This is a genomic window from uncultured Cellulomonas sp., from assembly GCF_947494015.1.
Taxonomy (GTDB): Bacteria; Actinomycetota; Actinomycetes; order Actinomycetales; family Cellulomonadaceae; genus Pengzhenrongella.
The window spans coordinates 73,302-97,947 of sequence record NZ_CANLTL010000006.1; the positions used below are offsets into that span (position 1 = coordinate 73,302).

General features: G+C 75.8%; 21 protein-coding genes. 15 read left to right on the forward strand and 6 right to left on the reverse strand.

The features are described from left to right. Positions 1-196 precede the first annotated feature (196 nt). From Q0840_RS08560 to recD, 4 genes are all read left to right on the forward strand, one after another. A complete protein-coding gene (locus tag Q0840_RS08560; RefSeq protein ID WP_298459076.1) occupies positions 197-1,621 on the forward strand; it encodes an MFS transporter in 1,425 nt (474 codons plus the stop codon). A gap of 90 nt (positions 1,622-1,711) precedes the next feature. Continuing rightward, positions 1,712-5,161: an exodeoxyribonuclease V subunit gamma gene (gene recC / locus Q0840_RS08565; protein ID WP_298458757.1), complete on the forward strand. Its 3,450-nt coding sequence runs from the start codon at positions 1,712-1,714 to the stop codon at positions 5,159-5,161. Continuing rightward, positions 5,158-8,586, forward strand: coding sequence for a UvrD-helicase domain-containing protein (locus Q0840_RS08570; RefSeq protein ID WP_298458760.1), 3,429 nt, complete (start codon positions 5,158-5,160; stop codon positions 8,584-8,586). The genes recC and Q0840_RS08570 overlap by 4 nt, the downstream gene beginning before the upstream one ends. Continuing rightward, positions 8,583-10,502 (forward strand): exodeoxyribonuclease V subunit alpha, encoded by a 1,920-nt coding sequence (gene recD, locus Q0840_RS08575; RefSeq protein WP_298458762.1) that lies wholly within the window; start codon positions 8,583-8,585, stop codon positions 10,500-10,502. Before Q0840_RS08570 ends, recD begins: the two co-directional genes overlap by 4 nt. Positions 10,503-10,526: 24 nt before the next feature. On the opposite strand, the gene Q0840_RS08580 is transcribed toward recD, so the two are convergent. From Q0840_RS08580 to Q0840_RS08595, 4 genes are all read right to left on the reverse strand, one after another. Continuing rightward, positions 10,527-10,943, reverse strand: a complete 417-nt coding sequence (locus tag Q0840_RS08580) for a nuclear transport factor 2 family protein (RefSeq protein WP_298458765.1) — start codon at positions 10,941-10,943, stop codon at positions 10,527-10,529. 111 nt (positions 10,944-11,054) lie between these two features. Further along, a complete protein-coding gene (locus Q0840_RS08585; RefSeq protein ID WP_298458767.1) occupies positions 11,055-11,696 on the reverse strand; it encodes a response regulator transcription factor in 642 nt (213 codons plus the stop codon). Positions 11,697-11,800: 104 nt separating this feature from the next. After that, positions 11,801-12,514, reverse strand: a complete 714-nt coding sequence (locus Q0840_RS08590) for a sensor histidine kinase (protein WP_298458769.1) — start codon at positions 12,512-12,514, stop codon at positions 11,801-11,803. Continuing rightward, the gene (locus Q0840_RS08595) at positions 12,499-12,942 is read right to left on the reverse strand and encodes a hypothetical protein (protein ID WP_298458772.1); all 444 of its coding nucleotides are present in this window, start codon (positions 12,940-12,942) and stop codon (positions 12,499-12,501) included. Before Q0840_RS08595 ends, Q0840_RS08590 begins: the two co-directional genes overlap by 16 nt. Positions 12,943-13,069: 127 nt before the next feature. On the opposite strand from Q0840_RS08595, the gene Q0840_RS08600 reads away from it, so the two are divergent. The 5 genes from Q0840_RS08600 (at position 13,070) to Q0840_RS08620 (ending at position 17,251) form a co-directional block, all read left to right on the forward strand. Next, entirely contained in the window at positions 13,070-13,789 is a 720-nt protein-coding gene (locus tag Q0840_RS08600; RefSeq protein WP_298458776.1) for an ABC transporter ATP-binding protein, read from the forward strand. After that, positions 13,786-14,676: an ABC transporter permease gene (locus Q0840_RS08605; RefSeq protein WP_298458779.1), complete on the forward strand. Its 891-nt coding sequence runs from the start codon at positions 13,786-13,788 to the stop codon at positions 14,674-14,676. Before Q0840_RS08600 ends, Q0840_RS08605 begins: the two co-directional genes overlap by 4 nt. Positions 14,677-14,754: 78 nt before the next feature. After that, positions 14,755-15,747 (forward strand): alpha/beta hydrolase, encoded by a 993-nt coding sequence (locus tag Q0840_RS08610; RefSeq protein WP_298458781.1) that lies wholly within the window; start codon positions 14,755-14,757, stop codon positions 15,745-15,747. A 60-nt stretch (positions 15,748-15,807) separates the two neighbouring features. Next, on the forward strand, positions 15,808-16,431 hold the full coding sequence (locus tag Q0840_RS08615; RefSeq protein ID WP_298458784.1) for a hypothetical protein: 624 nt from the start codon (positions 15,808-15,810) through the stop codon (positions 16,429-16,431). Between the two features lie 64 nt (positions 16,432-16,495). Then, a complete protein-coding gene (locus tag Q0840_RS08620) occupies positions 16,496-17,251 on the forward strand; it encodes a ZIP family metal transporter (RefSeq protein ID WP_298458786.1) in 756 nt (251 codons plus the stop codon). Between the two features lie 41 nt (positions 17,252-17,292). On the opposite strand, the gene Q0840_RS08625 is transcribed toward Q0840_RS08620, so the two are convergent. Next, positions 17,293-17,733, reverse strand: coding sequence for a hypothetical protein (locus Q0840_RS08625; protein ID WP_298458788.1), 441 nt, complete (start codon positions 17,731-17,733; stop codon positions 17,293-17,295). Positions 17,734-17,871: 138 nt separating this feature from the next. Here Q0840_RS08625 and Q0840_RS08630 point away from each other — a divergent pair, with 138 nt between their 5' ends. Next, the gene (locus tag Q0840_RS08630; protein ID WP_298458790.1) at positions 17,872-18,381 is read left to right on the forward strand and encodes a hypothetical protein; all 510 of its coding nucleotides are present in this window, start codon (positions 17,872-17,874) and stop codon (positions 18,379-18,381) included. Positions 18,382-18,486: 105 nt separating this feature from the next. Continuing rightward, positions 18,487-19,221, forward strand: a complete 735-nt coding sequence (locus Q0840_RS08635) for an HNH endonuclease family protein (RefSeq protein ID WP_298458791.1) — start codon at positions 18,487-18,489, stop codon at positions 19,219-19,221. A 101-nt stretch (positions 19,222-19,322) separates the two neighbouring features. Here Q0840_RS08635 and Q0840_RS08640 read toward each other — a convergent pair whose 3' ends face one another. Continuing rightward, on the reverse strand, positions 19,323-20,015 hold the full coding sequence (locus Q0840_RS08640; protein ID WP_298458794.1) for a DUF2993 domain-containing protein: 693 nt from the start codon (positions 20,013-20,015) through the stop codon (positions 19,323-19,325). A 102-nt stretch (positions 20,016-20,117) separates the two neighbouring features. On the opposite strand from Q0840_RS08640, the gene Q0840_RS08645 reads away from it, so the two are divergent. From Q0840_RS08645 to Q0840_RS08660, 4 genes are all read left to right on the forward strand, one after another. After that, positions 20,118-20,429 (forward strand): hypothetical protein, encoded by a 312-nt coding sequence (locus tag Q0840_RS08645; RefSeq protein WP_298458796.1) that lies wholly within the window; start codon positions 20,118-20,120, stop codon positions 20,427-20,429. A gap of 95 nt (positions 20,430-20,524) precedes the next feature. After that, positions 20,525-21,841 carry a multidrug effflux MFS transporter gene (locus Q0840_RS08650; RefSeq protein WP_298458798.1) on the forward strand — a complete coding sequence of 439 codons (1,317 nt, stop codon included), beginning with the start codon at positions 20,525-20,527 and terminating at the stop codon, positions 21,839-21,841. Positions 21,842-21,953: 112 nt separating this feature from the next. Further along, complete coding sequence (locus Q0840_RS08655) at positions 21,954-22,934, forward strand: TIGR03885 family FMN-dependent LLM class oxidoreductase (RefSeq protein ID WP_298458802.1); 981 nt, start codon at positions 21,954-21,956, stop codon at positions 22,932-22,934. Then, positions 22,931-24,637 (forward strand): alpha-amylase family protein, encoded by a 1,707-nt coding sequence (locus tag Q0840_RS08660; RefSeq protein ID WP_298458803.1) that lies wholly within the window; start codon positions 22,931-22,933, stop codon positions 24,635-24,637. Before Q0840_RS08655 ends, Q0840_RS08660 begins: the two co-directional genes overlap by 4 nt. The last annotated feature ends 9 nt before the right edge of the window (positions 24,638-24,646 follow it).

A 24,646-nucleotide genomic window follows, 5' to 3' on the forward strand; every position in this document is an offset into this window, starting at 1 on the left:
CCGTGTGGTGGGCCGTCTGCTGCCGGGCGCCGCCGGCGAGTGCCGTGGCGCGCGCCCACCTCGTACGTGTCCCCACCGGGCACGTCCTTGCACCCTCAGGGGGTGCGGATCGTGACGCCGTCGTACCGTGTGGTGCGCCGGCCCGGACGTGCACGCCCCGTCCGTGCGGCCCTGAGCACCGAGAGAAGGCACTCCCCTGAGCACCGCCGACACCACGACGGCAGCCGACGGCGTCGGCTTCCGCTCGACCCGTGGCCCGATCCTCATCGCGATCATGATGACCACCAGCCTGGTCGCCATCGACTCCACGATCCTGGCCACCGCGGTCCCCACGATCGTCGCGGACCTCGGCGGGTTCACGAGCTTCCCGTGGCTGTTCTCCATCTACCTGCTCACCCAGGCCGTCTCGGTCCCGATCTACTCCAAGCTCGCGGACACCGTCGGCCGCAAGCCGGTGATCCTGTTCGGCGTCGGGCTGTTCCTGCTCGGCTCGGTGCTGTGCGGGTTCGCGTGGTCGATGCCGGCGCTGATCGCGTTCCGCGCCGTGCAGGGGCTGGGCGCCGGCGCGGTGCAGCCGATGGCGATCACCATCGCCGGGGACATCTACACGGTGGCCGAACGCGCCAAGGCGCAGGGCTACATGGCCAGCGTGTGGGCGATCTCCGCGGTGGTCGGGCCGACCCTCGGCGGGTTCTTCTCGGAGTTCCTGACCTGGAACTGGATCTTCTTCGTCAACATCCCGCTGTGCCTGCTCGCGGCATGGCTGCTGGTCAAGCACCTGCATGAGACGGTCGAGCGGGAGAAGCACCGCATCGACTGGCTCGGCGGGTCCCTGCTCACCGTGGGGGTCAGCCTGCTCATCCTGGCGCTGCTCGAGGGCGGCACCGCGTGGGCATGGGACTCGCCGATCAGCATCGGGGCGCTGGTGACCGCCGTCGCGCTGCTGACCGTGTTCGTGCTGGTCGAGCGACGTGCGGTCGAGCCGGTCCTGCCGCTGTGGGTGCTGCGCCGCCGGCTGCTGGTCGCGACCGCGATGATCAGCATCGGCGTCGGCGTGGTGCTCATCGGGCTGACGTCGTACGTGCCGACGTTCCTCGAGGCGCTGCTCGGCGTCTCGCCGCTCGTCTCGGGGCTCACGCTGGCCATGCTGACGATCGGCTGGCCCATCGCCGCGACGTTGTCCGGCCGCATCTACCTGCGCATCGGGTTCCGCTCGACCGTGCTGATCGGCGCGTCCCTCGTCGTGGTCGCCACGGGTGCGCTCGCGCTGATCTCGGGGTCCCCGTCGGTCGTCTCCGTGGGGGTGTGCTGCTTCGCGATCGGGCTCGGCATGGGTCTGGTCGCCTCCCCCAGCCTCATCGCGGCGCAGTCGAGCGTCGGGTGGGGCGAGCGCGGCATCGTCACCGGGGCGAACATGTTCGCCCGCTCGGTCGGCAGCGCCGTCGGGGTCGCCGTCCTCGGGGCGATCGTCAACGCCCGGCTCGACGGCGCGGAGGCCATGACGGAGCCGGAGCTGTTCGGCGACGCCGTCACGGGGGTGTTCGTGTCGGTGGTCGGGGTGGCGCTGGCGGTGGTGCTCGCTGGGCTGCTCATGCCGAAGGGCGAGCGCGCCGACGCGTGACCCGGGCTGCGGTCACCGAGGGCCGGCCATGTCGGACGCCCCAGGTAGCGTGCCCGCGAGGCGTCGACGACACCGCTGGAGGGGGGCACCGTGCTCAGGCTGCACCGTTCGGAGCGTGCGGACGCACTGGTGACGCCGCTGGCCGACGTCCTGGCGCACGCCCCCGCCGACCCGTTCGCGGTGGACGTCGTCGCGGTGCCCACCCGTGGCGTCGAGCGCTGGCTGGCCCAACGGCTGTCGCACCGCCTGGGTGCCGGCCCCGGGACCGGTGCGCGCCCCGAGGGCGGCATCGCGGCCGCGATCCGGTTCGACTCCCCCGGCCGCCTGCTCGACGACGTGGTCAACGCGGCGCTCGGCACCGGGCACACCGCCGACGACGACCCGTGGTCCCGTGACCGGCTCACCTGGCACCTGCTCGACGTGGTCGACGCCTGCGCGGGCGAGCCGTGGTGCCGTCCCCTGGGCCGGCACCTGGGCGTGGACGGGGCCCCCGACGACGTCCGCCGGGGCCGGCGCCTGCAGGCGGCCGCGCACCTCGCCGGCCTGTTCACCTCGTACGCGACCCAGCGCCCCGAGCTGCTCACCGCGTGGGCGGGCGGCCGCGACGAGGACGGCACCGGCCGGCCGGTGCCCGGGGACCTCGCCTGGCAGGCCGAGCTGTGGCGGCGGGTGCGGTCCAGGATCGGCACCGCGAGTCCCGCCGAGCGCCTGGACGAGGTCGTCCGACGCCTGCACGACGACCCGGGCGCCGTGGACCTGCCCGACCGCGTCTCGGTGTTCGGCGCCACCCGGCTCGCGGAGGCACGGCTGCGCGTGCTGGTCGCGCTCGGCGGGCACCGTGACGTGCACCTGTGGTTGCCGCACCCGTCCCCCGCGCTGTGGGACGCGGTGCGGCGGTCGGCACCGCCCCCCGGTGCCGGCCTGCGGCGCGGCGCGCTGCCCGCCGTGGCCCGGCACCCGCTGCTGGCCTCGATGGCCCGGGACGTCACCGAGCTGGAGCTGCGGCTGGCGACAGCCGGCACGGCGGGTAGCCCGGTCGGCACGACGGGCGCGGCGGCCGGGGCAGGCACGACGGGCGCGGCGGGCGACACCCACCACGCGCCGCCCGAGCCGCCCGCCACCCTGCTCGGCGCCCTGCAGCGCCGGCTGCGCGACGACACGCCGGACGCCGACCCGCACGTCCTGGACCCGGCCGACCGCAGCGTGCAGGTGCACGCCTGCCACGGTCGCTCGCGCCAGGTGGAGGTGCTCCGCGAGGCGCTCATCGGGCTGTTCGACGCCGACCCGTCACTCGAGCCCCGCGACGTCATCGTCCTGTCGCCCGACATCGAGGCGGTCGCCCCCCTGGTCGCGGCGACGTTCGGCGTCGTCCCCGACGACCCGTCCGGCGACGACGTGCACCCGGGGCACCGGCTACGGGTGCGGCTCGCCGACCGGTCCCTGCGCCAGACGAACCCGCTGCTGTCGCTGCTGAGCCGCCTGCTGGAGATGGCCGACGGCCGGGTGACCGCGTCCGACGTGGTCGACCTCGCCGGCAGCGACCCGGTTCGTGGCCGCTTCCGGTTCGGCGACGAGGCCGTCGACCGGATCCGCGAGTGGGCGGTCGAGGCCGGGGCACGGTGGGGCGAGGACCGCGCGCGGCGCGAGCGGTTCGGCCTCGGCGCCGTCGCGCAGGGCACCTGGCAGACCGCGCTCGACCGCATCCTGCTGGGCGCCGCGATGGCGGACGAGGACCAGCGCTACGTCGCCTCGGCCCTCCCGCTCGACGACGTCGACAGCACCGACGTCGAGCTGGCCGGGCGCCTCGCCGAGCTGGTCGACCGGCTCGCCGAGGTGCTCGCCGAGCTCGACGGCGCCCAGCCGGCCGCACGGTGGCTCGACACCCTGGACCGGGCGCTGGACCTGCTCGGTGGCACCGCGCCCGCGGACCTGTGGCAGGCGGTGGAGGCCCGCGCCGTGCTCGACGACGTCCGGCGGGCCGCGGGAGCCTCCGGCGACCCCGCGCTGCGGTTGCCGGACGTGCGCGCCCTGCTGGCCCGCCGACTGCAGGGCCGCCCCACCCGGGCCGGCTTCCGCACCGGGGCGCTGACCATGTGCTCGATGGAGCCCATGCGTGCGGTGCCGCACCGGGTCGTGGTGCTGCTCGGCATGGACGACGGCGCCTTCCCGCGCGGCACCCGCGTCGACGGCGACGACCTCCTGCTGCGCGACCCCCTGGCGGGTGAGCGGGACCGGCGCGGCGAGGACCGCCAGCTGTTCCTCGACGCGGTCGCCGCGGCGACCGGTCACCTGGTGGTCCTGTACTCGGGGGCCGACGAGCGGACCGGCGCGCTGCGGCCCCCGGCCGTCCCGGTCGGTGAGCTGCTGGACGCGCTCGACCTCGCCGCGGAGGTGCCCGGTGGAGGTTCGGTCCGGGACCGGGTGCTGGTGCGTCACCCGCTGCAGACCGTGGACGAGCGCAACTTCACGCCCGGAGCGCTCGGGGCGCCGAGACCGTTCAGCTACGACGCCGTCGCGCACCGCGCCGCGCGCGCCGCACGCGCGGCGCGAGCTGCACCGGGCCCGTTCCTCGACGCCCCGCTGGCCCCGGACCAGGACCTGCGGGCCGACCTGGACCTGGACGACCTCGTGCGGGACCTCGAGCACCCGGTCCGCGCGTTCCTGCGGCGCCGGCTCGGCCTGTCGCTGCCGGCCGAGGCGGACGACGTCGACGACCGGTTGCCGCTCGCGGTGGACCCGCTGACGCGCTGGGGCATCGGGGACCGGCTGCTGACGGCGGCGCTGGCCGGGGTGGACCCCGACCGCGCGCGGGAGGCGGAGCTGCGCCGCGGCGAGCTGCCGCCCCGTCGCCTGGGCGGCGCCGTGCTGGACGACGTGCGCCACCACGTCGACCCGATCGCCGACGTGGCCCGCCACCACCTCGGCACGCCGGCGCGGGTCGTGGACGTGACGATCACCCTCGCCGACGGGCGGGAGGTGAACGGGTCGGTCCCCGGCGTGCGGGGCGACGTCCTGCTGCGGCCGGTGTTCTCCAGGCTGCGCCCGAGGTACCGGCTGCGGGCTTGGGTGCAGCTGCTGGCGCTGAGCGCGGGCAGCGGCTCGGAGGGCTTCCGTGCGGTGACCGTCGGCCAGTCGGCCACGACCAGCTCGCGGGCGACCGTCGCGACCATGACCGCGCCCCCGCCCGAGCAGGCGCGCGTGCTGCTCGCGGGGCTGGTCGCGCTGCGGGACGCCGCCCTCGACGAGCCGCTGCCGCTGCCGGTCGCGGCGAGCTACACCTACGCGCGTGACCGTGCCGGTGGCGACCTCGAGGAGCAGGCGCTGCTGGGTGCCGCGCGTCAGTTCGTCGACGCCTACGAGCACCTCGACGACCACCACGCGTACGTGTGGGGTGACCGGGTGCGGCTGGACGACCTGCTCGGTGCCCGGCCCACCGCCACCGAGCACTCCTGGTGGCCCGACGAGGGCACCCGGTTCGGAGCGCTGGCACGGCGGCTGTGGCAGCCCGTCGTCACCCACGAGACCACGGAGACGGTGTGAGCACCGCCCCGGCCGGCGCCGCGATCGCGACGTCCGTCTTCGACGTGTGCGGGCCGCTGCCGTCCGGCACCACGGTGCTCGAGGCGAGCGCCGGCACGGGCAAGACCTTCACCATCGCGGCGCTGGCGACCCGGTACGTCGCCGAGGGCCACGCCGAGCTCTCCGACCTCATGCTGGTCACCTTCGGGCGCGCGGCGACGTCGGAGCTGCGTGACCGGGTCCGCGACCGGCTGGTCACCACCGAACGGGCCCTGCGTGACCCCGACGCCGCACGGTCGTCCGACGCCCTCGTGCGCCACCTCGCGGCCGGAGGCGACGACCAGCGCGTGCGGCGCCGGCGCCGCCTGACCACCGCGCTGGCCCAGTTCGACGCCGCCACGATCGCGACCACGCACGGGTTCTGCCAGCAGATGCTCGGGGCGCTGGGTACCGCGGGTGACGTGGATGCCGACGCGGTCCTGGTGCCCGACATCGCCGACCTCGTGGACGAGGTCGTCGACGACCTGTACGTGCGCGCGTACGCGGCGAGCCGGCCGGCGCTCACGGTCGACGACGCCCGTCGGACCGCCCGCACGGCGGTCTCCGACCACGACGCCGAGCTGCGCCCGCCGGACGCCGAGCCGGCGTCCGAGGCCTCGCACCGGGTCCGGCTGGCCGGGGCCGTGCGGGCCGAGCTGGCGCGGCGCAAGCGGGCCCGGCGGGTGCTCGACTACGACGACCTGCTCGTCCTGCTGCGCGACGCGCTGGTGCACCCGGTGACCGGGCCCGCCGCGGTGGAGCGCGTGCGGTCCCGCTACCGCGTGGTCATGGTGGACGAGTTCCAGGACACCGACCCGGTCCAGTGGGAGATCCTGCGCGCCGCCTTCCACGGGCACCGAACCCTGGTGCTCATCGGCGACCCCAAGCAGGCCATCTACGCCTTCCGGGGCGCGGACGTGGTGACCTACCTGCGCGCGCTCGGCGAGGCCGACACCGTCCAGACGCTGGGCCGCAACTGGCGCAGCGACGAGGCCGTGCTGGACGGGCTCGCGGCCGTGCTGGGGCCGACGGCTCTGGGCGACCCGCGGATCGTGGTGCGGCCGGTGGACGCCGAGCACCGCGAGCGCCGGCTCGACGGCGGGCCGCCGGTGCGGCTGCGGCAGGTGACCCGGGCCTCCCTCGGTGTCACGGGCGTGCGCAACCCCAAGGTCGGCGCCGTCCGCGACCTGATCTACGCGGACGTCGCGGCGCAGGTCGTGGCGTCGCTGAGCACGACCCGGCTGCGCGACGGCGACGGCTGGCGACCGCTGCGCCCGGGCGACGTCGCCGTGCTCGCCCGCCGCAACGCCGACGCGTCCGCCATCCGCGCCGCGCTGGCCGACGCCGGGGTGCCCGCCGTCGAGTCCGGGGTGTCCAGCGTGTTCACCGCGCCCGCGGCGCGGCACTGGCTGGCGGTGCTGACGGCCCTGAGCCAGCCTGGCCACTCGGGCCGGGTCGCCGCCGCGGCGCTCACCGTGTTCGTCGGCTGGACGGCGCGGGACCTCGCCCAGGCCTCCGACGCCGACCGGGACGTGCTGGCCGACCGGCTGCGGACCTGGGCGCACGTCCTCGACGAGCAGGGCGTCGCCGCGCTGCTGGAGCGGTCGAGCGCCGAGGGGCTGACCGAGCGGCTGCTGCGCACGACGACGGGTGAGCGGATGCTCACCGACCTGCGCCACATCGGGCAGGCGCTGCACGAGGCGGCGATCGCCGGTCGGATGGGTACCGTCGCGTTGACCGAGTGGCTCCGGACCCGCGTGGCCGAGGCGGAGACGGACTACGCCGAGGAACGCAGCCGACGTCTGGACACCGATGCCGCCGCGGTGCAGGTGGTCACGGTCCACGCCAGCAAGGGCCTGGAGTTCCCGGTGGTCCACGTGCCGTTCGCGTGGGACCGCTACGTCGACAAGAACCCGGCCCAGCTGAGGTACCACGACCACGACGGCACCCGGCTGCTGCACCTGGGCGGGCCGGGGTCCCCGGGCTACGACGACGCCCGCAGCCGGCACGTCGCCGAGGAGTTCGGCGAGGACCTGCGCATCGCCTACGTCGCGCTGACCCGCGCCGCCTCGCAGGTCGTCGTCTGGTGGGCGCCGTCGACCAACAGCGCCTCCGCTCCGCTGACCCGGCTGCTGCTCGGTGGGCACGGCCCGGGGGCGGAGCCGCCGCACGCCGTCAGGCTCCCCGACGACGACGCCGTGGCGACCGCGCTGGGGGCCGTCGCGGCGCGCTCCGCGGGGTCGGTCCGGCACGAGGTCGTCGAGGTACCGGTCCCGCCCGCGCACTGGGACCCCCCGACGGCCGACCGACCGACGCTGGCCGTCGGCAGCCTGACCCGGGGGCTCGACCCGACGTGGCGCCGCACGTCGTACTCGGGGCTGACCGCGGCCGCGCACGACGCGTCGGTGTCCACCGAGCCGGAGGTGACCGGGGTCCGGGACGAGCCGGGGTCCGATGCCGGTCCGGGGTCGGTCGTGCCGCTGCCCGGGACGGACGGCGCGGCGGAGTACGGGACCGCCGAGGACGGTGCAGCCTCGGACGGTGCGGCGCAGGAGGCACGCCTGCGCGGGGTGCCGTCGCCGATGAGCGACCTGCCCGGCGGCACGACGTTCGGGACGCTCGTGCACGAGGTGCTCGAGCACGTCGACACCGGCACGGGCGACCTCGCTGCCGAGCTCGGGCGGCACTGCCGTGAGGCGTCGCTGACCCGGGGCCTGGGTGTGCAGCCCGACGCCCTGGCCGCCGCGCTGCTGCCGGTCATGTCGACGCCGCTGGGCCCGGCCGCCGACGGGCGGACCCTGGGCGAGATCTCACCGGCCGACCGGCTCGCGGAGCTCGTCTTCGAGCTGCCGCTCGCGGGCGGGGACGAGCCGCGCGCCGGCGCCGCGACGCTGCGCGCGGTCGGCGACCTGCTGCGCCGGCACCTCCCGGCCGACGACCCGTTCGCGGCGTACGCCGACCGCCTCACCGGTCCCGGCATGCCCACCGAGCCGCTGCGCGGGTACCTCACCGGGTCGATCGACGCCGTCCTGCGGATCCGACCCGACCACGACGGTGACGTCCGGTACGTCGTCGTGGACTACAAGACGAACCGGCTGGCGCCGGTCGCCGAGCCCGTCACCGCCTGGCACTACCGACCGCAGGCCATGGTGGCGGCCATGATCGACGCGCACTACCCGCTGCAGCTCCTGCTCTACTCCGTGGCGCTGCACCGGTTCCTGCGGTGGCGGCAGCCCGGGTACGACCCGGACCGCCACCTGGGCGGCGGCCTGTACCTGTTCGTCCGCGGGATGGCCGGACCGACGACCCCCGTCGTCGACGGCCTGCCGTGCGGGGTCCTGGGCTGGCGGCCACCGACCGCGCTCGTGGTCGAGCTGTCGGCGCTGATCGACGGGGGCACGCCGTGAGCGGCACGGCACCGGGGCCGGGAGCGGTCGACGCCCGTCTGGCGACCCGGGCCGGCGGGCTGCTGGCGACCTTCAACCGGGCCGGCGTGCTCGACTCCGCCGACGTGCACGTGGCCCAGCGGCTGGGGCGCCTGACCGGCGAGGACGACGACCGCGTGCTGCTCGCCGTGGCCCTGACCGTGCGGGCCGTCCGCGCCGGCTCGGTGTGCCTGGACCTCGACGAGGTGGAGCAGCTCGCGGTCGCCGACGCCGAGGACGCCGGGGACACGGCGCCGTCCGGACCGGTGGGGCCCGCCGACCAGGATCTGCCGTGGCCGGCCCCCACCGCGTGGCGCGCCGCGGTCGCCGCCAGCCCCCTGGTCGCCGTCGGTATGGACGGGCCCGACGACCGGCCCGCGCGATGGGTGGGCGACCGGCTGTACCTGGACCGCTACTGGCGCCACGAGCAGGTGGTCCGTCGGGAGGTCGACGGCCGGCTCCGGGCCGCGCCACTCGCGGTCCCGCCCGACCGGCTCGCCGAGGCGGCACGCCGCCTCTTCCCGGGTGCACCCGGCGCCGACGGCAGCCGGCAGCGGCTGGCTGCGACGACCGCGGCGCTCAGCCGGGTCACCGTGCTCACCGGCGGTCCCGGCACCGGCAAGACCACGACGATCGCGCGGCTGCTGGCGGTGCTGCACGACGTCACCGACGCGCCGCTGCGGGTGGCGCTCGCCGCGCCCACCGGCAAGGCGGCGGCCCGGCTGCAGGAGGCGGTCGGCGAGGTGGTCGACGCCATGGAGCCGACCGACCACCGACGCGTGGGGACACCGTCGGCGACCACGCTGCACCGGCTGCTCGGCTGGCGACCCGGGTCGTCCACGAGGTTCCGGCACGACGCCGACCATCGGCTGCCGCACGACGTGGTCGTGGTCGACGAGACGTCGATGGTGTCGCTGCCGCTCATGGCACGGCTGCTCGAGGCGCTGCGCCCCGACGCCCGGCTGGTCCTGGTCGGCGACCCCGACCAGCTCGCGTCGGTCGAGGCGGGGGCCGTGCTCGGCGGCCTGGTGCGCCGACCCCCGGCCGCCGACGGTCTGCCCGACCGGCTCCGCGCCGTGCTCGGCGCCGACGTCCCGCACGACCCCGAGGCGGTGCGGGCCCTGCGCAACGGCGTCGTCCGGCTCACCGAGACGTACCGGTACGGCATGGAGCTCGGCGCGCTCGCCGAGGCGATCCGGCGCGGCGACCCCGACGCCGCCGTGGACGTCCTGCGCGCCGGGTCGGCCACGGTCGAGCTGGTCCAGACCGGGGACCGGCTCACCGAGGCCGACGTCGCGGGCGTGCGTGCGGACGTCGTCGCGGCGGGTACCCGGCTCACGGCCGCGGCCCGGGCCGGCGACGCCGCCGGCGCGCTGCACGCGCTCGAGGACCATCGGCTGCTGCTGGCGCACCGGCACGGTCCGGCCGGCGTCGGACGCTGGGCGGCGCTCGCCCGGGGGTGGGTGTCCGAGGCGGTCGGCGGGCCGGACGACCAGGCGTGGCCACCGGGACTGCCGCTGCTGGTCACCGCGAACGACCGGGACACGGGTCTGTACAACGGCGACACCGGCGTGGTGGTCGCGGACGGCGCCGGCGGCAGCGTGGTGGCGTTCGGCAACCCTGCCGAGCCGCACCTCGTGCGGCCGCACCGGCTCCCGGCCGTGCAGCCGGTGCACGCCATGACGGTCCACCGCGGCCAGGGCAGCCAGTTCCGCCGGGTCTGCGTGCTCCTGCCGCCGGAGTCCTCACCGCTGCTCACCCGGGAGCTGCTGTACACGGCGGTGACCCGCGCCCGCGAGCACGTGCGCGTGGTGGGCTCCGAGGCGGCGGTCCGCGCGGCGATCGCCCGTCCGGTGCGGCGCGCGAGCGGGCTGCAGGACCCGCTCACCGGGCCGTGATCCCGGCGGCACGCCCGGTCGGCCTCAGCGCGGCGTCTGCTGGTGGGAGGCCATCCGCCAGCCGTCGTCGGTGCGGACGTAGAGGCTGGCGAACAGGGCGGAATAGGTGTGCTCGCCGCGACGCGCTCGGCCGCCGTAGTGCACCAGCGCCGTCCCCGGGGCCGGCTCCAGCACGGCGAGGTCCTCGAGGTCGTACCAGTCCCACGCCGGCCCGCCCATGGAGGCCACCACCTGCGCCCGATCGGTGAGCACCGTGCCACCCGGCAGCAGCATCACCACCCGGTCGGCGAGGACCGCGTCGTAGTGCGCGGTCGCCGCGTCGGCGCCGCTCGTCAGCGCCCGCCAGCCCGCACGCTCGAGGGCGACCGGGTCGTCCTGCGGACCCGCACTCGGGCCGGCCGGGCCTGCGCCAGGCGTGGGAGGGGCTGCTCCACCGGACATCGTCGTCCTCCTCGTCATGAACTGGCCCTCATGGACCCGTCGTCAGGGGGCCGTCGTCAGGGGGCCGTCGCCGTCACGGCCGCCCGGTCGTCACGGCCCGGCGCCACCCCGTCACGATGGTGGACCGTGCAGCAGGCCGAGGTCGAGGGCCCGCAGCACCGCGCGGGTGCGGTCCCGGACCCCGAGCTTGAGCAGCACCGCGGTGACGTGGTTCTTCACCGTCCCGGGAGCGAGGTGCAGGGCGGAGCCGATCTCGTTGTTGGACAGTCCCGCGGCGACCAGCCGCAGGACGTCGAGCTCGCGCGTGGTCAACGGGTCGGGCCGGTCGAAGCCCTCCACCGGCCCGGACCGGCCCGCGGACACCGCACGCAGCAGCCGGTCCGTGAGCGCCGGCTGCAGCAGCGTGCCGCCCGACGCCAGCGTGCGGACCGCCCCGAGCAGCTGCTCGAGCGTGACGTCCTTGAGCAGGTAGCCGCGGGCGCCGGCCCGGACGGCACGGAGCACGAGCTCGTCGTCGTCGAAGGTGGTCAGCACCAGGACCGGCACCGTCAGCCCGCGGTCCGCGAGCGCCTCGAGGGTCGCGATGCCGTCACGGCGCGGCATCCGCAGGTCGAGCAGCAGCACGTCGACCTCGGTGCCCGCGACGATCTCGAGCGCGTCGTCCCCGTCGGCACCCTCCGCCACCACCAGCACGTCGGGGCTCAGCGCCAGCAGGCTCCGGATCCCCTGGCGCACCAGCGTCTGGTCGTCCACGATCGCCACCCGGGTGACCGGCGTGACCGGCGCCCCGGGCGAGCCAGGCCGACCGGGAGTCACCGGCGGCACGGGCGGCATCGGCGGCACGGGGGGCACGGGCGTCAGGGCGCCGGGATGCGCGCGGTGACGGCGAACCCGCGACCGGGCGCCGGGTCGAACCGGATCACGCCACCGCGGTGCTGCACCCGCTCGGTCATGCCGGTCAGCCCGTTGCCCGGGACGAGCCGGTCCACCCCGTGGCCGTCGTCGCGCGCCTCGATCGTGACCCCGTGCCCATCCCCGACCACCCGGACCACCAGCCGCCGCGCACCGGCGTGCCGGACGGCGTTCGTGACGAGCTCCTGCACGCACCGCACCACCACGAGCGCGTCCTCCTGGCTCACCGGCACCCTCTGGGTCACGCAGAGGTCGACGGTCAGCCCGGGCACGTCCTCGACGACGTCCCGCAGCGCCGACTCCAGCCCCTGCGGACGACCGCGCAGGTCGCCGACGGTCGCCCGGACGTCGGCCAGCAGGTCCTTGGCGATGCCCCGGGCCCGGACCACGTGCTCGGCGGCGTCCCCGTCCACGCGGTGCGCGGCGACCTCGAGCTCGAGCGCGAGCGCCGTGAGCTGGTGGCCGACGACGTCGTGCAGGTCGCGTGAGATGCGCAGCCGCTCGGCGTCCCGGCTCGAGGCGGCGAGCAGGGTCGACGCCGCGCGCAGGTCCGCGTGCGCAGCCGCGAGCGCCGCCCGGCTGTCCGACTCGCGCCGCGCGGAGTGCACCACCAGCCCGGCGAAGCCCTGGAACGAGGCGTAGATCAGCGTGGACAGCACGACGTCGGCGGTGGGCGACCCTGCACGGCCGTGCCGACGGCCACCGCGAGCGTCTGCAGCGCGACGACCGCCGCGGTCGCGCTGCGTGACAGCGCGAACGCGGCGGACGCCGCGTTGACCACGAACAGCACCGCGCTGAACCCGCCGTACGGATCGGCGAACCACACCACCAGGGCTGCGACGACCTCCACCGCCACCAGGACCTGCGACCGCAACCACGCCGGTCGTGCGCCGGTGGCGGCGCCCGGCGCCAGGTCGGAGTCCGCCAGGAAGGCGGCGACGAAGACGACGTAGGCCGTCCACCACACCCCGGGCAGGTCGGCGCCCGAGCCGCCGGTCCACACCCCCACCAGCCCGGCGACGCCGACCACCAGGGTCGCGGCGATGCCGGTCCCGGCCGCGAGCCGGTCGTCCGTGCGGGAGGCCACCCACCGACTCTACGAGCGCCCCGGCACGGTGACCCGTGCCGGAGGTCATGGTCCCGATCGATGACCTCCGGCACGGGCCCGGAGCGCCCGCCGCTCCCTAGCGTCGACGGCGAGAGAGGGAGATCCGATGACCGCCATCGCGTTGTCCGACGTCACCAAGAGGTACGGCTCCGTCCATGCGCTGGACGGCGTGGACCTGACCGTGGAGCGCGGCGGGATCGTCGCGCTGCTCGGGCCGAACGGAGCCGGCAAGACGACGACCTTCGAGCTCCTGCTGGACCTGGCCCGTCCCACCTCCGGACGGGTCGAGGTGCTCGGCGGGCCACCCGCGGCCGCGCGCGGTCGGGTCGGCGCGATGCTCCAGTCCGCCGGGCTGCCGGAGCAGGTGACGGTCCGCGAGCTCGTCCGGCTCGTCGGCCGGGCCTTCCCCCGCGCCGTCCCGGTGGACGACGTCCTGGCGCGCGTCGCGCTGACCGACCGCGCCGGTCGCACCGTGACGACGCTCTCCGGCGGGGAGCGTCAGCGGCTGCTCCTCGCCCTGGCCCTGGTCGGGGAGCCGGAGCTGCTGCTGCTCGACGAGCCGACGGCCGCCATGGACGTCGTCTCCCGCCGCTCGTTCTGGGCCCAAGCCCGCGCCGCCGTCGGGCACGGGGCGACCGTCCTGTTCGCGACGCACGACATGACCGAGGCCGCCCAGGTGGCCGACCGGGTCCTGGTCGTCGCGCGGGGGCGCCTGCTCGCGGACGGCACGCCGGCCGAGCTCATGGGCGAGGACGACCTCGAGGACGTGTTCCTCGCCCTCACCGAGGAGACCTCCGCAGCGCATCCCGAAGGAGCAGTCCGATGAGCACCCACGCCGTCCCGGACCGCCGCGTCCCGGCCCCTACCACCGCCCCGTCGGCCAGGTCCGCACCGGACGACGTCGTGCACGCCCGGCCCACCGGTGGCGGCACCGGCCTGCTCGCGCTGCAGGTGGTCACCGAGGTGCGGGCCAGCCTGCGCAGCCCCGAGTTCGCCGTCGGGGCCGTGGTCATCCCGGTGATCCTCTACGCGATGTTCGGGCTGACCAACGCCGCGAGCCTGCTGCCGGGGGGCACCCGGATCGGCCTGGCGATGCTGCTGTCGCTGTCCTGCTACGGAGTGGTCACGCTGGCGATCGTGGTGTTCGGGGAGGACGTCGCCAAGGACCGCGGCCGGGGCTGGCTGCGCACGCTGCGCGCGACGCCGTTCCCCACCTGGGCCTACCTGGCCGGCAAGCTCGGGGCGGCGCTCGTGCACACCCTGCTCATCGCGCTGACCATGGCGGTGCTGGCGGCGACCGCGGGCGGGGTGCACCTGGCCGCCCCGCAGTGGGCGGCCTACGCCGCGCTCATGCTGGCCGGCGTCGTGCTGTTCGCGCCGCTCGGGTTCGCGATCGCCTACCTGGCCCGGCCACGGACGGCCGCCGTGGTCGCGAACGTCGTGTTCCTCCCGCTGGCGTTCGCCTCCGGGTTCTTCATCCCGCTGTCCGAGCTCCCGGACGTCATGGGCGACCTCGCGCGCTACCTGCCGACGTACCACTTCGGCCAGCTCGTGTACCGCGCCCTGCTCCCCGCGCAGGACGTCGAGGCGTTCACCGGTGCGGCGACCGGGCCGGCCACCGTGCACGTGGCGTGGGTGGTCGGCTCCGCCGTGGTGCTGACCGCGGCGGCCCTCCTCGCCGCCCGCCGGGAGGCGGTGACCCGGCGGGGGTGACCCCCGGTCCTGGCCCCCGCGCGCCGACGCCGGGGCCTGCGGGCCCCGTGCGCCGGCGCGCTGCGGGAGGCTGACGTCATGCCCATCGACCCGTTCTTCGTGCGCCGCTTCCCGATGCTCGACGGCATCGACCTCGCGACCGACGCCGCGCGCAGCCCCGAGCAGGACGCCCGGCTCGCCGCGTACCGGTCGCACCCCCACCCCTACACGGTGCCGGACACCGTCGCGGTCTCGCCGCTGACCATCCCCGGACCGCACGGGCCCGTCGCGGCGCGGCTGCTGCGCCCGCGCGACGCAGCACCGTCCGAGGCCACCGCGCACGCCCGGGGGCCCGGGGTGCTGTGGCTGCACGGCGGCGGGTTCGCCGGCGGCTCCCTCGACGCCCCGGAGGCGCACGTGGTCGGCGCCGAGCTCGCGCGCCGGGCCGGGGCCGTGGTGCTGACCGTCGGCTACCGGCTCGCCGTCGGCGGCGTGCGTCACCCCGTCCCGCTCGACGACGTCGCCGCCGCCTGGGACTGGCTGGTCGCCGCGGCGGGGGACCTCGGCATCGACCCGACCCGCATGTCGATCGGCGGGACGAGCGCGGGCGGCAACCTCGCGGCGGCCGCGTGCCTGCGCGCCCGGGACCGGGGCACCGCCCGGCCGGCGCGCATGCTGCTCGCCTATCCCGCCCTGCACTTCCCCACCCCCGCCCTGCCGGACGCCGTCCTGGCGCAGATGCGCGAGGTCCCGGTGCTGCACCGCTTCACCGACCGGTGGGAATCGATCGTGCGTACCTACGTCGGCCGCCTCACCGACGTGCCGCACGAGGCGATGCCCGGGCACGCGGACCTGACCGGCCTGCCGCCCGCGCTCGTCGTCGTCGCCGAGCACGACGACCTGCGACCGTCCGGCGAGCTGTTCGCCCGCCAGCTCCTCGACAGCGGCGGGGAGGCGACGACCTACCTCGCCGCCGGGATGCTGCACGGGCACCTGAACCGCGAGCCCACGCCCGAGCTGCCCGAGGTGGACCGCACGATCGACGTGCTGGCCGACGCCCTGCGCCGACCGGTGCGGGCGCCGGTGCGCTGACCGGTGCGCCGGCCGCGCCGGTCCTGGTGGGGCACGGAGAGGCGCGGCTAGCGTGGCGCGATGGGACCTGACGACGCGGCCGGCCCTCGCCCCGACCGGCCGGCCCCCACCCGGGCGACGCTGCTGTGGGCCGGCTTCGACGCCGTGCTCACCGCGCTGTGGACCGCCGCCCGCGAGCTGGACGACCGGCCCGCCCGGCGCCGGCTCGTCCGTGCCGGCCTGCTGGCGGCGGTCGTCCCCCGCGTGATCGGTGCGCTCCGGGCCGCCCGCGCCGCGATGGCCGAGGACCGCACCGACCCGGACGGCGACGTCACCGGGGGCGGCCAGCGCGGGGACGCCACGCACGACGACGCGACGGTCGACCCCGCAACCGCCGCCACGCCCGCGGCAGACACCGGCGCCCCCGCCGACGACCACACCGCCGCGGACCAGCCGTCCCCCGACGGGCGGTCCCGGCTCGCGCGGCGGACGACCGCCTGGGCCGTCGCCGCGGCGCTGGCCGGGCTCGGCACGCTCACGGTCGTCGGGTCGCACCGGCTCGAGGCTGCCGCGATCGGCGCCCTGGGCCGCCGGGGAGTGCGCCGCCCGGCCGTGGCCCTCGGGGCGGCGCTCGGCGCGGTCCAGCTCGTCCTGAGCCTGCTCGACCGGCCGGACGACGCCGGCAGCCAGCCGCAGACCCGCTGAACGCGTGCACCGCTGCCCGTCGTCAGCGGTTGCGGGCCCCGTGACCGGACCCCACCATCGCCCGGTGACGGGATGGGTCGAGGCCGGGGCGTGGGGACTGCTGGGCGGGGCCGCGCTGGTCGTGGGCGCCGCGATCGCGTGGTTCGTGCGCGTCCCGCAGGCGGTGATCGCGGCGGTGATGGCGTTCGGGTCCGGGGTGCTGATCTCCGCGCTCGCGTTCGACCTCACCGCCGAGGCCGCGGACACCGGGGGCCTGGCGTCCACCGTGGCCGGGTTCCTCGCCGGCGCGGCGGTCTACGTCGCGGCGAACGTCGCGCTGGCCCGCCGGGGCGCACGGCACCGCAAGCGGTCGGGCGACCAGCAGCCCGGTGAGGACGAGCAGTCCGGCAGCGGCTCGGCGATCGCCATCGGTGCCCTGCTCGACGGCGTGCCCGAGTCGGTCGTCCTCGGCGTCAGCCTGCTCGGCGGGGGCGGCGTGAGCGTCGCCGTGGTCGCGGCCGTCGTCATCTCCAACGTGCCCGAGGGGCTGTCCAGCGCCGCCGGCATGCGCCGCGCCGGCCGCAGCGCTCGGTACGTCTTCGGCGTGTGGACGGTGATCGCCCTGGCCAGCGCCGCATCCGCCGCGGTGGGGTACGCGACCCTCGGCGCCGCCAGCCCCGCCGTCGTCGCGGTGATCACGGCGGTCGCCGCCGGCGCCATCCTGACGATGGTCGCCGACACGATGATCCCCGAGGCGTTCGAGCGCACCCACATCCTGACCGGGTTCATCACGACGCTGGGGTTCCTGGCCGCGTTCAGCCTGAGCCGGCTGGGCGGCTGAGGACCGCCGCGCGCGGGACCGTCCGGCGGCGGCAGCCCCGGTCAGGCGGGCTGCACCCACAGGTAGACGTTCAGGCCCTCGCGCGCGGCACCGGTCACCAGCTCGACGAGGTCCGCGACGACGGGCTGGGTCACCGAGGCGTCGACGTCCATCTCGTCGGACGCCGCCCACGCGGCCGCCACCTCGGACAACGCGTCGGGGTCCTCGGCCTTGCCCAGCTCGACGAGCACCTCGCACAGGAACGGCGGCAGCTCGAACAGCGACTCGTGGTCGAGGTCGACCTCCTCGAGCTCGAGGTCACCGGTGCCGAACCGCAGCGTCCCGGCGGCGATCTCGCCCAGCACCTCCAGCTCGAGCGTCGTGACGTCGCTCAGCTCCAGGTGCGGGACGTCGTCGGGGGCGTCGTCGCCGGCGTCCAGCGCCTCGGCCCGCGCCAGCGCGCCCTTGTGCTTGGTCGCGAAGATCTCGGACAGGACAGCCATGACTGCTCCCCAGAGGTCGGGTCACGCAGAGCCGATCGGCCACGCGGCGGCAGCCTAACCCCGACCGTCGACCGGCGACCGCCCCGTCGGCGGCAGGTCCCGGGTGCGTGGGGCGGTCCGCCGTCGGACGATGTCCGCATGAGCCAGCCCGAGCCCACCGCCGACGACGTCCCGGGCGGCGCCCCCGCCCTGCCGACCGACCCCGACCGGCCCGACCCCGCGCACCAGGCCCCCGACGGCGTCGACGACGCGACGGTCCGGGCGGTCGGCAAGGTGACCGCGGCACTGGAGGTCGCCGACCACGCGCGCGGGATGCTCTACGCCTTCCACCGCCTCATCGGGCGGGCGGACAACGAGCTGCAGGACGCCCTGGACGAGCTCGAGGACGCCGGGCACGCCGACCTCGCCGACGCCGTCCGCGCCGAGCTCGTGGGCCGCAACGTGCTGGAGGGGCGCTGGTCGTTCCAGGTGGTGGAGGACTTCGACGACGGCTACTGGACGACGTTCCGCGAGTCCGAGCGCGTGGTCCGCGAGCGCCTCGTGGGCGGCCGGCGGCACGTGTACGAGTCGACCATGAAGGAGGCCAACCGCACGCACGGGCGACGGGGGCACGAGGCCCGCCCGGGTGAGCCCGGCCAGCAGGACTGACGGTCCGCCGCCACGGCCGACCCCCGGGCCGCGTGACCGGCGTCGCACCACCGACGGGGTCGCGCTTCGGCCGGAGTGTGGGCGCGGGATGGCACCCTCGTGCGCATGCCGTCCGTCCTGCCCCGCCGTGCCCGACGGCGTCTGGTGCCGCTCGTCGTCTACCTCCTGTCCGCGGTGGCCGTGGCGGCCGGCGCGCTGCTCGCGGCGCCCGGGCTCACGTCGACCGGGACCGGACTCCGCTACCCCGTCACCCCTGACGAGCTGGCGTCCGCCCGCGCGGCGCTGGCGTCGCTGGAGGTGAAGGGCCGTGCGCCGCGGACCGGGTACGACCGGGACCTGTTCGGCCAGGCCTGGGTCGACGTGGACCGCAACGGCTGCGACACGCGCAACGACGTGCTCGGCCGTGATCTCGCGGTGCGGACCGTCAAGGACGGCACCGGCGGCTGCGTCGTGCTGACCGGGACGCTGCAGGACCCGTACAGCGGGCGACCCGTCGACTTCGTCCGCGGCGTCGACACCAGCGCCGAGGTGCAGATCGACCACGTCGTCGCGCTCTCGGACGCCTGGCAGAAGGGTGCGCAGGGCTGGGACGACGCGACCCGGACCGCGTTCGCGAACGACCCGCGCAACCTGCTCGCGGTCGACGGCGGCCTCAACCAGGCCAAGGGTGCGGGCGACGCGGCCACCTGGCTGCCGCCGCACCGGCCGTTCCGGTGCCGGTACGTGATGCGCCAGGCCGAGGTGAAGGCGGCGTACGGGCTGTGGGTGACGGCGGCCGAGCGGGACGCCGTGGAGCGCGAGCTGGACCGGTGCGAGGTGGTCGAGCCGGCGGCCCCATGAGCCGGTCGCCGCTGTGGACCGGACCACGGCGCGAGCCGGCGGCGTGAGCCGGACCACGGCGCGAGCCCGTCGGCGGCGCGAGCCGGGCGGCCGCCGCGCCGTCAGCCCTGGGGGACGGTGACGTCGGTGCCGACGGCGACGAGCCGGACGCCGTCGGCGGTGACGGTCACGTCGGTCAGCTCCACACCCTCGGGCAGGCCGTCGACGGGGATGCTCAGGGCGTCGAGCCGGTCGATCAGGCGCTGGGGGAGCTCGCCCACCTCGACCCGCGACCCCGCGACGTCGAGCCGCTCGAGGTCGGCCTCGATCGCGCGACCTGCCGCCCGCGGCAGGAGTCCGGCGACGACGTCCACGCCCAGCACGCTCGTGGTTGCGATGACCAGGCCCTCCTCCACCGCCAGCTCGACCACACCCAGTCCGGTGTACTCGGCCACGAGCTCGGTCAGGTTCGCCGTGGTCAGGGTGCCGGTGAGCTCGGCCGTGCCCGCCGTGTACGGCTCGGCGGTGCTGACGTCGCCGGCGCGCACCTGGACCTCCTCGAGGGGGACGCCGTCCAGCGTCGCGCCGTCCGCGGTCACCGTGAGGTCGTCGAAGGACCCGGCGGCGAGCTGGGTGAGGAACGGGAACCCCGCGATGTCGACGTCGGGCTCCCCGGACACGTCCTCGACGCCGTCAGCGATCGCCTCCGCGACCCGGCGCTCGGTGACGCCCAGTGCCACCCGGTCGCCGACCACCGCACCCGCGGCAAGCACCGCGACGGCGACCACGCTGACCACGACGGCTCGGTGTCCCATCGGCAGGACTCTACGCCGCGGCCGAAACGGTACCGCCGGGCCCATGGCGGGGCGCAGGCGCGCGGCTTAGCCTGAGCACCTGAGCCGACGAGGTGGTCAGCGATGAGGTGGCTCGTTCTCCGGCTGCGGCGACCGACGCCGCCTCCGGACCCTTTCGAGGTGCTGCGGGTCCAGATGCGACTTGCCGTCCTCGCCGACGAGGTGCGCGCGCTCGAGCGCAGCGCCGAGGTCTACGCGCGCGTGCACCACCTGCGCGCGACCGAGGCCGCCTACGACGCGATGCTCGTCGAGGCGTGCCGGCTGGCGGGCGTGCCCACCCAGGGGCCGCCCGGGCGGCTGTCCACGGTGGTGCAGGACCGTCACGAGCGCTTCCGCGAGGAGGTCGAGCTCGCGGCACGCGGCTGGTCGTGGTGAGCCGAGCCGCGGGCGCCCGGCCCCGCGCGTGGTCCAGCATGCGGACAGGTGGCCGGGTCGGGAAGAGCGGGCCGCGGGGCACCGTTCCGGCCGACATGCCTGACGCTCCCGCGCCTTCGCGGTCCCGCCCCACCGCTGCCCCGCGCGCCCGGATCAGCGCCGGCCTCATCCTCCTGCTGTCCGCGCTCACGGCGGTCGGGCCGTTGACCTTCGACACCTACCTGGCGGCGTTCCCGCAGATCGCGGCGGACCTGGACGCGACGCCGGCCACCGTCCAGCTGACCCTCACCGCCTCGCTCGCCGGCCTCGCGCTCGGCCAGGTGCTCATCGGGTCGCTCTCGGACACCTTCGGCCGACGGCGTCCGCTGCTGGGCGGCCTGGCGGTGTACGTGGTGACGTCGGCGGCACTGATGGTGGCCGACTCCATGGCCGTGTTCACCGCGCTGCGCCTGGTCCAGGGGTTCAGCGCCGCGGCGGGCATGGTGCTGTCGATGGCCATCCTGCGGGACAGCTTCGACGGCATCGCCGTCTCCAAGGCGATGGCGCGGCTCATGCTCGTCGTCGGGGTGGCCCCGGTGCTCGCGCCGACCCTGGGCGCCCAGCTGCTGCGGGTCGGGTCGTGGCGCACCATCTTCGGCTTCCTCACCGTCGCCGGCGTGCTGCTCGTCGTGCTCGCCGCGGTCCGGCTGCGCGAGACGCTCCCGGTCGAGCGCCGGCGGACCGGCGGAACGGCGGCCGCCCTGCGCACCTACCGCGAGCTCATCACCGACCGCGGCTTCCTCGGGCTCGCGCTGCTGTCCGCGACCTACATGGGCGCCCTGTTCACGTACGTGTCCGGGTCGACCTTCGTCTTCCAGGACGGCTTCGGCCTGGACGCCCAGCAGTTCGGGTACGTGTTCGCGGGCGGCGCCGTCGCGATCACGATCGCGAGCCAGGTGTACGGCGCGGCGGTGGGGCGGTTCCGCCCGGAGCAGATGCTCACCGTGGCGGTCGCCGCGGGCGTCGTCCTGTCGCTCGCGCTGCTCGCGGTGACCCTGGCCGGCGGTGGACTGGTCCCGGTCCTGGTGCTGCTCGTGCTGACGCTCAGCACGGTCGGCCTGGTGATGCCGTCCGCCCCCGCGATCGCCCTGAACGCCAACCCGCACCGGGCCGGCAGCGCGGCCGCGCTGCTGGGTGCGCTGCAGTTCGGCGCCGGTGCGGCGATCGCGCCCATCACCGGCCTGATCGGCGGTGACCCGGCCACCGCCATGGCCACCGTGATGGCCGTGTGCATCCTGACCAGCGCGGTCCTGCTCGTAGGGGTGTCCCGCGGCTGGCGGCGCGCGTCCGGCCGGGCCCCCGCGGCGGCGTCGGACGTGACGCCGGCGGAGCGTGCCCCGGCCGCGGTGACGGAGCCGGCCCCGGCGTCCTGAGCCGGGCGAGCGCCGGGCGAGCGCCGGGCGAGCGCGGGTGGGCGCAGGTGGGCGCGGGCGACGTCGACGGCTGCACCGGGCGCATCGGCGATGGTCACGGTAGACACGTCGAATGACCATGATCGGCATCCACGCCTCCCATGAGCAGATCCACCCGGCCGAGCTGCTGCGCGTGGTGCGACGCGCGCAGGACGCCGGCTTCGACGCGGGCATGTGCTCGGACCACATCGCCCCGTGGAGCGAACGACAGGGCCACTCGGGCTTCGCCTGGTCCTGGCTGGGCTCGGCGCTGGCGACCACCGACCTGTCCTACGGCACCGTGAGCGCACCGGGACAGCGGTACCACCCAGCGGTCCTGGCGCAGGCCAGCGCGACGCTCGCCGCGATGTACCCCGGGCGGCTGTGGGTCGCGCTCGGCTCCGGGGAGAACGCCAACGAGCACATCACCGGTGACCGCTGGCCGTCCAAGGCCGAGCGGGACGAGCGGCTGCGCGAGTGCGTGGAGATCATCCGGGCGCTGCACGCCGGGGAGGAGGTCAGCCACCGCGGCCACGTGGTGGTCGACCGGGCCCGGCTGTGGTCGCTGCCCGAGGAGCCGCCGCTGCTGATCGGGCCCGCCGTGACGGTCGCGACCGCGCGGGCGCACGCCGACTGGGCGGACGGCCTGGTGACCACCAACCAGTCGCTGGACAAGCTCCGCGAGATGGTCGCGACCTACCGGGACGCCGGTGGGCGCGGGGAGCTCGCGGTCCAGGTCCACCTGTCCTGGGCGCCCACCGAGGACGAGGCGTACGCCGTCGCGCACGACCAGTGGCGCACGAACGTCTACCCGCCCCCGGTCTGCTGGGACCTCGCGACCCCGGGCCACTTCGACGTCGTCGGCGACGGCGTGACCGAGGACATGGTGCGCGGCGTGGTGATGGTCTCCGCGGACCTGGCCCGGCACACCCGGTACCTCGCCGACCTGATCGACGTCGGGTTCGACCGGGTGTACCTGCACCACGTGGGTCAGCAGCAGGACGCGTTCGTGGACGCCTTCGGCGAGCACGTGCTGCCCGAGCTGCGGACCGTCACCACGGCGGGTGCGCGATGAAGATCACCGACACCGGCGACCTGTGGTGGAAGAACGCTGTCGTGTACTGCCTCGACGCCGAGACGTTCATGGACTGGGACGACGACGGCGTCGGCGACTTCCCCGGGCTCGCGCAGCGACTGGACCACCTCGCCGAGCTGGGGGTGACGTGCCTGTGGCTGATGCCGTTCTACACGTCGGCGGAGCGCGACGACGGCTACGACATCATCGACTTCTACGGCGTCGACTCCCGGCTCGGGTCGCACGGTGACCTGGTCGAGCTCATCCGCACCGCCCGCGACCGCGGGATCCGGGTGATCGCGGACCTCGTGGTCAACCACACCTCCGACCAGCACCCGTGGTTCGTGCAGTCGCGGTCCTCCACGGACAACCCGTTCCGGGACTTCTACGTGTGGCGGGCCGACGAGCCGCCGGACACCAGCGACCAGGTGGTGTTCCCGGACGAGGAGGACAGCATCTGGGAGCTCGACGAGACCACCGGCGAGTGGTACCTGCACCGCTTCTACTCCCACCAGCCGGACCTCAACATCGCCAACCCCAAGGTCCGCGACGAGATCGCCAAGGTGATGGGCTTCTGGCTCGAGCTGGGCCTGTCGGGCTTCCGGGTGGACGCCGTGCCGTACCTGCTCGAGGGCGCGGCCGGCGGCGACGCGGCGAGCGGCGGGTCGACGGACGGCGAGGCGGGCGACCCGGGGGGCGACCCGCACGACTTCCTGCGGTCGCTGCGGTCCTTCCTGGGCCGACGGTCGGGGGACGCCATCTTGCTCGGTGAGGTCAACCTCCCCTACGAGGAGCAGATGCGCTTCTTCGGGGACGGCGCCGGCGACGAGCTCACGATGATGTTCGACTTCGTCGGGATGCAGCAGTTCTACCTCGCGCTGGCGCGCGAGGACGCCCGCCCGGCGGCGCAGGCGCTGCGGGACCGGCCCGAGATCCCCGTCGACGCGCAGTGGGCCACGTTCGTGCGCAACCACGACGAGCTGACCCTGGACAAGCTCACCGACTCCGAGCGGCAGGAGGTCTTCGACGCCTTCGGGCCGCAGGAGTCGATGCAGCTGTTCGGCCGGGGCCTGCGCCGGCGCCTGCCCCCCATGCTCGACGGGGATCCGCGCCGGATCCGCATGGTGTACTCGCTGCTGTTCTCCGTCCCGGGCACGCCGGTGCTGTTCTACGGCGAGGAGATCGGGATGGGCGAGAACCTCGACATCCCCGGCCGGCTCGCGGTGCGGACCCCGATGCAGTGGACGGCCCAGGCGAACGGGGGGTTCTCGCACGCCGACCCCGACGACCTCGTGGCGCCGGTGGTGACCGGCGGGTTCTCCCCCGAGCACGTCAACGTGGCCAGCCAGCGCAACGACCCCGACTCGCTGCTGAACTTCATCGGCCACCTCGCGCGGCGCTACCGCGAGTGCCCGGAGCTGGGGTGGTCCCGCGGGGAGGTGCTGGACCAGCCGCATCACGGTGTGCTCGCCCACCGCTGCACCTGGGACGACAGCTCGCTGGTGGCGGTGCACAACCTCTCGTCGGAGCCGTGCGTCGTCCCCCTGGAGCTCGACGACGTGGGCCCCGACACGCAGCTCGTCGACCTGCTCCAGGAGGGGCGGGTCCGGTGCGACGACGACGGCACCGTGCGCGTGCCCATGGAGGGGTACGGCTACCGCTGGCTGCGGGTGGTGCAGCCGGGCAGCCGCCGGCTGGTCTGAGGACGGTGC